Origin of the sequence: Salinisphaera sp. C84B14, from assembly GCF_040361435.1 — a bacterium.
Taxonomy (GTDB): domain Bacteria; phylum Pseudomonadota; class Gammaproteobacteria; order Nevskiales; family Salinisphaeraceae; genus Salinisphaera.
Genome location: NZ_APNL01000035.1, coordinates 1 through 7,260 on the forward strand (window position 1 = coordinate 1; position 7,260 = coordinate 7,260).

Consider the following 7,260-nt stretch of genomic DNA (forward strand, 5'->3'; position numbering starts at 1 on the left):
AACAACCTACTGAAAGATCACATCTAGATACCATTTGGCGTGACGCAAGCGCTGCGCGGGTACGCCCGCGGCGCGTTGTATAACGGCTGTATGGGCAGCGGCGTGACGAGGGCGTACACTTGCGCGCCTTCGAATCGACGAGCAGCCCAAGGCGAGGCGTCATGCCAACGCTGGATTACATCGTAGCGCCGGTCGCAGCCACCGCCCATCGGTTCCGGGTCGTGCTGCACACCGAGGTCGAGGCCGGCGCGCCGGTCGAACTGGCCCTGCCGAGCTGGATTCCCGGCAGCTATGTCATTCGCGACTTCGCCCGGCACCTGCTTTCGATTGCCGCCGAAAGCGATGGCGAGGCCCTCGCCGTGACCGCGATGGATCGACAGCGCTGGCGCTGCAGGCCGACCGGCAACACGCTGACCGTAGTCTGCGAGTTCTATGCCCGCGACGAATCGGTACGCGCGGCGTTTCTCGACGATACGCGGGCGTTCTTCAACTTCACCTCGCTGGCGCTGCGTCCGGTCGGGCGCGAGCAGGACCCGTGTCGCGTCACCCTCGAAGCCCCGACGGGCATCGATAACTGGCAAGTGGTCACCACCTTGCCCGCCCAGGCCACCGACAGCCGCGGTTTCGGCGTCTATGCCGCCGACAACTACTGGGCACTGATCGACCAGCCGGTGGCCATGGGCGCGGCGGTGGAATACGTGCGTTTCGAGGTGCGTGGCGTGCCCCATGCCTTCGTGCTGCTGGGCAGCCACGATGCCGACACCCAGCGCCTGGCAGCCGATCTGGCGGCGGCCTGCGAGGCTCAGGCCGCCGTGTTCGACGAGCTGCCGGCCCGCGAATATCTGTTCTTTGCCCAGGTCACGCCCAGCGGTTTCGGCGGCCTGGAGCATCGCGAATCCAGCGTGCTGCAGGTGGCACGCGATGCGCTGCCGGCCCGTATTGCGCCCGACAACGGCGAGGCCACCCGCAGCAGCGCCTACGAAACCCTGCTCGGGCTGTGCAGCCACGAATATTTTCATCTGTGGAACGTCAAACGCATTCGTCCGGCCGCGGTGGCGACAAGCGACCTGCAGTCCGAAGCCTATTTTCGGGATCTGTGGGCCTATGAAGGCGTTACGTCCTACTATGACGACCTGGGGCTGGTCCGTGCCGGCCTGATATCCGAGCAGGGCTATCTCGACCGCCTGGCGACGCTGGCCACGCGCATCGATCGTACGCCGGGCCGCCATCGCCAGAGCCTGGCCCAGTCGAGCTTCGATGCCTGGCTGAAGTTCTATCGCCCCGACGAGAACACGCCGAACGCGGTGATCAGCTACTACGGCAAGGGCGCCCAGTTCGCGCTGGGCCTGGATCTCAAGCTGCGGGTGGAAACCGAGGGCGCGCTCTCGCTCGATAAGGTCATGCGCGAGCTCTGGCAGCGCAACGGCCGCCGCGACGAGCCGGTGCCCGAACACGGTCTGGCCCAACTCGCCGCCGAGCTGTCGGGGCTGGATCTGTCCGAGTTTGTCGAAGCGCATCTCGAAACCACGATCGATGCGCCCTGGGCCGACTGGCTGCGCTATTTCGGTATCGAGGCGATATGCGCGCCTGCTAGCGACGATGCCGCCGTCGTGCACGGCCGGCTGGGCCTGCGCGCGTCCAGCGACGCCCAGCCCCGGGTCGCACACGTATTCGACGACGGCCCGGCCCAGGCGGCCGGCATCTCGCCCCAGGATCGTCTGGTGGCACTCGACGGTATCGAAATCGTGGGTACGACGCTGGCCACGCGTCTGCGCCGTTATCCCGGCGGCGCGGTCGTGCGGCTGCACCTGCTGCGCGGCGACGAACTGCTGCAGCGCGACGTCACGCTGGCCGCGGCCGCGGCGGGCGAATGGACGCTGCGTATCGACAGCGATGCCGACGCCGCCGCCCAGGCGCGGCGCGCGAACTGGTTGTGTCGTGCCAACGCCCCGGCCTGAATACTGGATCGGCCGCGACGAGGCCGCCACCCTCTGCGATCTGTTCGCCGCGCGCGTGGCCCGCACGCCGGATGCGTTGGCGTATCGGTTCTACAGCCCGCGCCGGCATGAATGGATCAGCCTGAGCTGGGCTCAGGTGGCGGCCCGGGTACAGCGCTGGCAGGCCGTACTCGCCGAGGCCGGCGTGCAACCGGGCGATCGAGTCGCGATCATGCTGCGCAACAGTCCGGAGTGGCTGTGCGTGGATCAGGCGGCCATGGCGCTGGGTGCGGTGACGGTGGGGCTGTTCTGTGCCGATACGCCGGCCAGCAACGCGCATCTGATCGAAGACAGCGGCGCGCGCGTGCTGGTGGCGGTCAAGACGCGCTGGGTCGAGCGTATTCTCGAGGTTGATAGCTGCCCGCAGCTGGAAACGGCGCTGGTCTTCAACGGCGAGGTCGGTGAGGCCGGGCGTATTCGTGGCGCCGAAGCGGCGTTGGCGCATGCCGCCGAAGATCACCGTGCCGGCATAGCGGTGGAGTCGGATGCCCTGGCCAGCCTCGTCTACACGTCCGGGGCCACCGGGCGTGCACGCGGCGCGATGCTGACCCACGCCAACCTGCTGTTCAATGCCCAGGCCTGTGCCGATGCGTTGCCCCAGGTCGACGATGAGCACGCGCTGTCCTATGTGCCGCTGCCGCATTCCTATGAGCGGGTGGTCAATGCCTATCGAGCGATGATCACCGGCGGGGTAATCACCTTCTGTCGGCATCCGCGCTTTCTGGGGCTGACCCTGGCACGCGCGCCGATCACCACCCTGATCGGCGTGCCGCGTGTATTCGAGCGTTTCTATATCGAACTCAATCGCTGGCTGTCGCGTCGGCCGCGTTTCGTGCGTCGGCTGGTGGCATTCACCATCAGCGTGGGCGAATCGGTGTTCGAGCGCGAGCAGGGGCGCAGCCGCCGGCGCGCGCGTCATCTGCTGTGGCCATTTCTGCGTTACTTCGTCGCCCGACGCTGCCTGCGCCTGTTCGGCGCGGATATGCAGTACGCCGTGTCCGGCGCGGCCGCGCTGCCGTACCCGGTCGCGCGTACGCTGGTGGGGCTGGGCGTGCCCGTGCTGCAAGGCTATGGCCTGACCGAGGCCGGCCCGGTGGTCAGCGTGAACCGGCTGCACGACAACGCCATCGACAGCGTCGGCATCGTGCTCGACGGGGTGGAAACCAAGGTCGGCCCCGACAACGAGCTGCTGGTGCGCGGGGCCGGCGTGATGCGCGGCTACTGGCAGGACGAGGCCGCCACGCGGCGCACGATTTCGGCCGGCGGCTGGCTGCATACCGGCGACAAGGTCAGCCGCCTGGACAAGAATCGACTGTATCTAACCGGGCGCATGAAAGAGGTCATCGTCATGACCACCGGCGAGAAGGCTTCGCCCGAGCCGCTGGAAGAAACGCTGCGCCTGGACGAACTGGTGGAACGCGCGGTGGTGGTTGGCGAGGCGCGACCGGTGCTGGCCGCGATCGTAAGCTGTCCGGCTGATACGCTGGTTCCGGTCATGCAACGGCTGGGGCTCGACCCGAATACGCCGGCCAGCCTGACCAGCGCGCGTCTGGAGAATTTCTTCATCGCGCGCTTCAGCCAGCTGCTGGCCGGTTATCCGGCCCATGCCCAGGTCCGGCGCGTGGCGATCACCACCGATCGCTGGAGCCAGGGCAACGATCTGGTCACCGCCACCGACAAGACCCGGCGTCGGCGCGTGGCGCGCTGCTATGCTCGCGATATCGCGCGTCTGTACGGCCGGCGTGCGCCGGGTGAGAAGGCGGACGTGTCGCAGAACACGAATCTGGGGTAGCGATGAATTTCAGTACTGTATTGATAGCTGCAGTGGCGCTGCTGCTGGCGTATCTGATCGGCTCCTTGTCGGGCAGCCTGTTGCTGGCCCGTGCCTTCGGGCGCGCCGACCCGCGTACCAGCGGCAGCGGCAACGCGGGCGCCACCAATGCCCTGCGTACCGGCGGTCGCGGCTACGGCGCCGCGGTGCTGGTATTCGATCTGGTCAAAGGCGTGATCGCAGCGCTGGCGGTGCCGGCGATCTGTGGCGTGGGGTTTGCCATGGCACTGGCCTGCGGCGCGGCCGCGGTGATTGGGCATGTCTATCCCGTGTTCTTCGGTTTTCGCGGCGGCAAGGGCGCGGCCACGCTCATCGGCGTGCTGATCGCACTGCTGCCCGGCGCCTTGCTGCTGGGCGTGGCCGTCTGGGTTGCCACGCTGGTGGCCAGCGGCTATGTGGGCCTGGCCACGCTGCTGGGCATGGTTGGCGTGGCCCTGGCGACGCTGTTCGCGCCCAGCGCGGGCCTGGCGGCCAAGGTGTTCGTTATCGCCATGACGGTGCTCATTTTCTATACCCACCGCGAGAACATCCAGCGCCTGCGCCAGGGACGGGAAAACCGCTTCGAGCGGGTGATGTGGCGCCGGCGTTGAGCGCCGTGTCGCTGGTCGGTCTGCTCGCCGACGGCGCCTGGCATCGCGGCCCGGCGCTGGCCGAGGCGCTGGGCGTATCGCGGGCCGCGATCTCGGGCCGGGTCGCCGAGCTGCGCGAGCTGGGGCTGGTGGTGCATTCGGTACAGGGCCGCGGCTACCGATTGGCCGAACCGATCGAGTTGCTCGACGAAAACCGGATCCGCAGCGAACTCGGCGGCCAGGGCAAAGCCCTGGATGCGCTGTATGTTCACGAGCGTATCGATTCCACCAACGCCGAGCTGGCCCGGCGCGGCGGACCGGGCATGCAGGCCTGTCTGGCGGAATACCAGTCCGCCGGGCGCGGGCGTGCGCGGCGACCCTGGACCTCGCCGTTCGGCGCCAATCTCTACGTATCGCTGGCCGCCGATGTGGCTGCCACGCGGGCCCCGCTGGGGGCGCTGAGCCTGGCCGTGGGGGTGTGCGTGATCGAAGCGCTGCGTGATCTGGGCGCAACCGATCTCGCCTTGAAGTGGCCCAACGATATCTGGGCCGGCGGCGACAAGCTTGGCGGCATTCTCATCGAGCATCGCGGCGAGCTGGGCGCTGGCGCGCGCCTGGTCGTGGGCCTGGGCCTGAACGTGGCAATGGATCGCGTCCAGGCCGAGGCGATCGATCAGCCCTGGACCCGGCTGCTTGACCACCTGCCGGCGCTGCCCTCGCGCAACCGGCTGGCCGCGGCGGTGCTGGCTGCGCTGATGCGCGCGGTCGAAGGCTTCGAACAACATGGTTTCGAACATTTTCGTGCTCGCTGGCAGGCATTCGACGCGGTCCGCGACAAGCCGGTGCGGGTTATCGAAAGCCAGGGCGAGCGCGTGGGCATCGCCCGCGGCATCGCGGCCGATGGCGCGCTCCGGGTTGAGTTCGAAGCCGGCGAGCAGTCGGTCTATTCGGGCGATGTGAGCCTGCGGCTGGCGCCATGAGGCTGCTCGTGGATATCGGCAACACGCGCTGCAAGTGGGCGCTGGCGCGTGAGACTGCGCTGCTCGAAACGGGCGCGGTCTCGCGCGCGGACCCGGGAGACTGGATTGCGGCCTTGCCGCAGGCCCAGGTCGAGTCCATTCATGTATCCAGCGTCGCTCAGCCCGAGGCGTTGGCACGGCTGCGTGCGTTCGCGGTCGACCTCGGGGTCGATCTGAGCGTGGCCGAGAGCAGGGCGCGTTTCGCCGAGCTGACCAATGCCTACCACGACCCCGAACGCCTGGGCGTGGACCGCTGGATGGCCTGTATCGCCGCCTGGGCAGACGCCCCGGGGTCCGTGCTCGTCGCCGATGCCGGAACCGCGCTCACGCTGGATTTTGTCGATGCGCGCGGCGCGCACCGGGGCGGGTTGATCACCCCCGGGGTGGCGACCATGCGCGCTGCGCTACGGCGCCAGACTCAGCTTCGCCCGTCGCGGGAAAACGCCGCCCCGGTATGGCTGGCCCGCGATACCGACAGCGCCATCGCGGCCGGCACGCTGCGTAGCGCCATCAGCCTGCTGGATAACGCCGTTGCCGAGCTGGGGCCGGACCGTCTGTTGCTGACCGGCGGGGGTGCCGCGGAGCTGGCCACGCATCTGTCCGCGGCTTGGGTGCTGCGCCCTCACCTCGTGCTCGAAGGTCTGGCCATTCATGCGCGGGGTTTGCCGCCCACGGGCTAGCCAGCCGGTGTTGTACACGGCAGAATGACGCTCGGCGCGGTCGTCTGATCCGCGCCTTTCGCCCCAAGCCGGCGTAGCTCAGTTGGCAGAGCAGCTGTTTTGTAAACAGCAGGTCATCGGTTCGAACCCGGTCGCCGGCTCCATCTATTGCAGGCGCCTCGCGCGGCGCAGAATCCGTTGCCCGGGCTGCGGTTTGCCTTTCGCGGCCCGGTGCGTGCATGAGAGTTGAAAACGATCGCCCGTAAGCGGTTGACAAGCGTGGCTCGATTGCGAACAATGCGCGGCTCGTTTGTGGAGGGATACCCAAGCGGTCAAAGGGAACAGACTGTAAATCTGTCGGCTCAGCCTTCGGAGGTTCGAATCCTCCTCCCTCCACCACTTGAACAATAGAGGTAAGCAGCAACAACTGGTGGTCGCGGCAAGCGCAAAGCCGGACCGAGGAGGGTTCGAACCGTTAGAGGTTCGACGAGGGCGCGAAGCGACCGAGTAACCTTTCTTTTTGACCAGTTGGACAATTTGGAAGGCAGGCTACGGTCTGTTTTCAAGTCTGAATCGCCAGGCTGGCTAGCGCCCTTGCAGGCAGCGCCGGAATTGGCGACAGTCGGGTGGTTGGCAGCGCGGGCGTAGTTCAATGGTAGAACCTCAGCCTTCCAAGCTGATGATGCCGGTTCGATCCCGGTCGCCCGCTCCAGATTTTGCTGCTTCGGCAGCATTGACAGTTAAGGCCCATGTAGCTCAGCGGTAGAGCACTTCCTTGGTAAGGAAGAGGTCACCGGTTCAAGTCCGGTCATGGGCTCCAGTATTGCCGGCGATGCAATGGCGTGGTCGGCGCGCGATGCGTTTTGCGTCGCGGCTACGGCGAGTTGAACTCACGGCAACAACGACGAAAGGCGAGTAATGTCCAAATCAAAATTCGAGCGTAACAAGCCGCACGTAAACGTCGGCACGATTGGTCACGTGGACCATGGCAAGACCACGTTGACGGCGGCGCTGACGGTGGTGTCGAACCGTTTGTTCGGCTCCGAGCTATCGGCGTTTGACATGATCGACAAGGCGCCGGAAGAGAAGGCGCGTGGCATCACGATCTCGACCTCGCACGTCGAATACGAATCGGAAGCGCGCCACTACGCGCACGTTGACTGCCCGGGTCACGCCGACTACGTC

6 protein-coding genes and 4 tRNA genes are annotated in these 7,260 nt (G+C 66.9%); all 10 read left to right on the top strand.

Annotated elements, in window-relative coordinates; genetic code table 11:
• Nucleotides 1-161: 161 nt before the first annotated feature.
• Nucleotides 162-1,958: a M61 family metallopeptidase gene (locus tag C84B14_RS17745; protein ID WP_353226057.1), complete on the top strand. Its 1,797-nt coding sequence runs from the start codon at nt 162-164 to the stop codon at nt 1,956-1,958.
• Nucleotides 1,939-3,789 (top strand): AMP-dependent synthetase/ligase, encoded by a 1,851-nt coding sequence (locus tag C84B14_RS17750; protein ID WP_353226059.1) that lies wholly within the window; start codon nt 1,939-1,941, stop codon nt 3,787-3,789. The genes C84B14_RS17745 and C84B14_RS17750 overlap by 20 nt, the downstream gene beginning before the upstream one ends.
• 2 nt (nt 3,790-3,791) lie before the next feature.
• Nucleotides 3,792-4,418: a glycerol-3-phosphate 1-O-acyltransferase PlsY gene (gene plsY / locus C84B14_RS17755; protein WP_353226061.1), complete on the top strand. Its 627-nt coding sequence runs from the start codon at nt 3,792-3,794 to the stop codon at nt 4,416-4,418.
• The gene (locus C84B14_RS17760) at nt 4,403-5,377 is read left to right on the top strand and encodes a biotin--[acetyl-CoA-carboxylase] ligase (RefSeq protein WP_353226063.1); all 975 of its coding nucleotides are present in this window, start codon (nt 4,403-4,405) and stop codon (nt 5,375-5,377) included. Before plsY ends, C84B14_RS17760 begins: the two co-directional genes overlap by 16 nt.
• On the top strand, nt 5,374-6,096 hold the full coding sequence (locus C84B14_RS17765) for a type III pantothenate kinase (protein WP_353226065.1): 723 nt from the start codon (nt 5,374-5,376) through the stop codon (nt 6,094-6,096). Before C84B14_RS17760 ends, C84B14_RS17765 begins: the two co-directional genes overlap by 4 nt.
• Nucleotides 6,097-6,163: 67 nt before the next feature.
• Nucleotides 6,164-6,239, top strand: a tRNA-Thr gene (locus C84B14_RS17770).
• Nucleotides 6,240-6,389: 150 nt separating this feature from the next.
• Nucleotides 6,390-6,474: transfer RNA gene (locus tag C84B14_RS17775), tRNA-Tyr, on the top strand.
• Nucleotides 6,475-6,713: 239 nt separating this feature from the next.
• Nucleotides 6,714-6,787, top strand: a tRNA-Gly gene (locus C84B14_RS17780).
• Between the two features lie 33 nt (nt 6,788-6,820).
• Nucleotides 6,821-6,895: transfer RNA gene (locus C84B14_RS17785), tRNA-Thr, on the top strand.
• 98 nt (nt 6,896-6,993) lie between these two features.
• A partial coding sequence (locus C84B14_RS17790; RefSeq protein ID WP_353226040.1) for a GTP-binding protein occupies nt 6,994-7,260 on the top strand: 267 nt, incomplete at its 3' end.

Excerpts from the sequence above, each read along its gene's own strand:
- C84B14_RS17765 (WP_353226065.1), top strand. The coding sequence starts at position 5,374 with ATGAGGCTGCTCGTGGATATCGGCAACACGCGCTGCAAGTGGGCGCTG.
- plsY (WP_353226061.1), top strand. The coding sequence starts at position 3,792 with ATGAATTTCAGTACTGTATTGATAGCTGCAGTGGCGCTGCTGCTGGCG.
- C84B14_RS17745 (WP_353226057.1), top strand. The coding sequence starts at position 162 with ATGCCAACGCTGGATTACATCGTAGCGCCGGTCGCAGCCACCGCCCAT.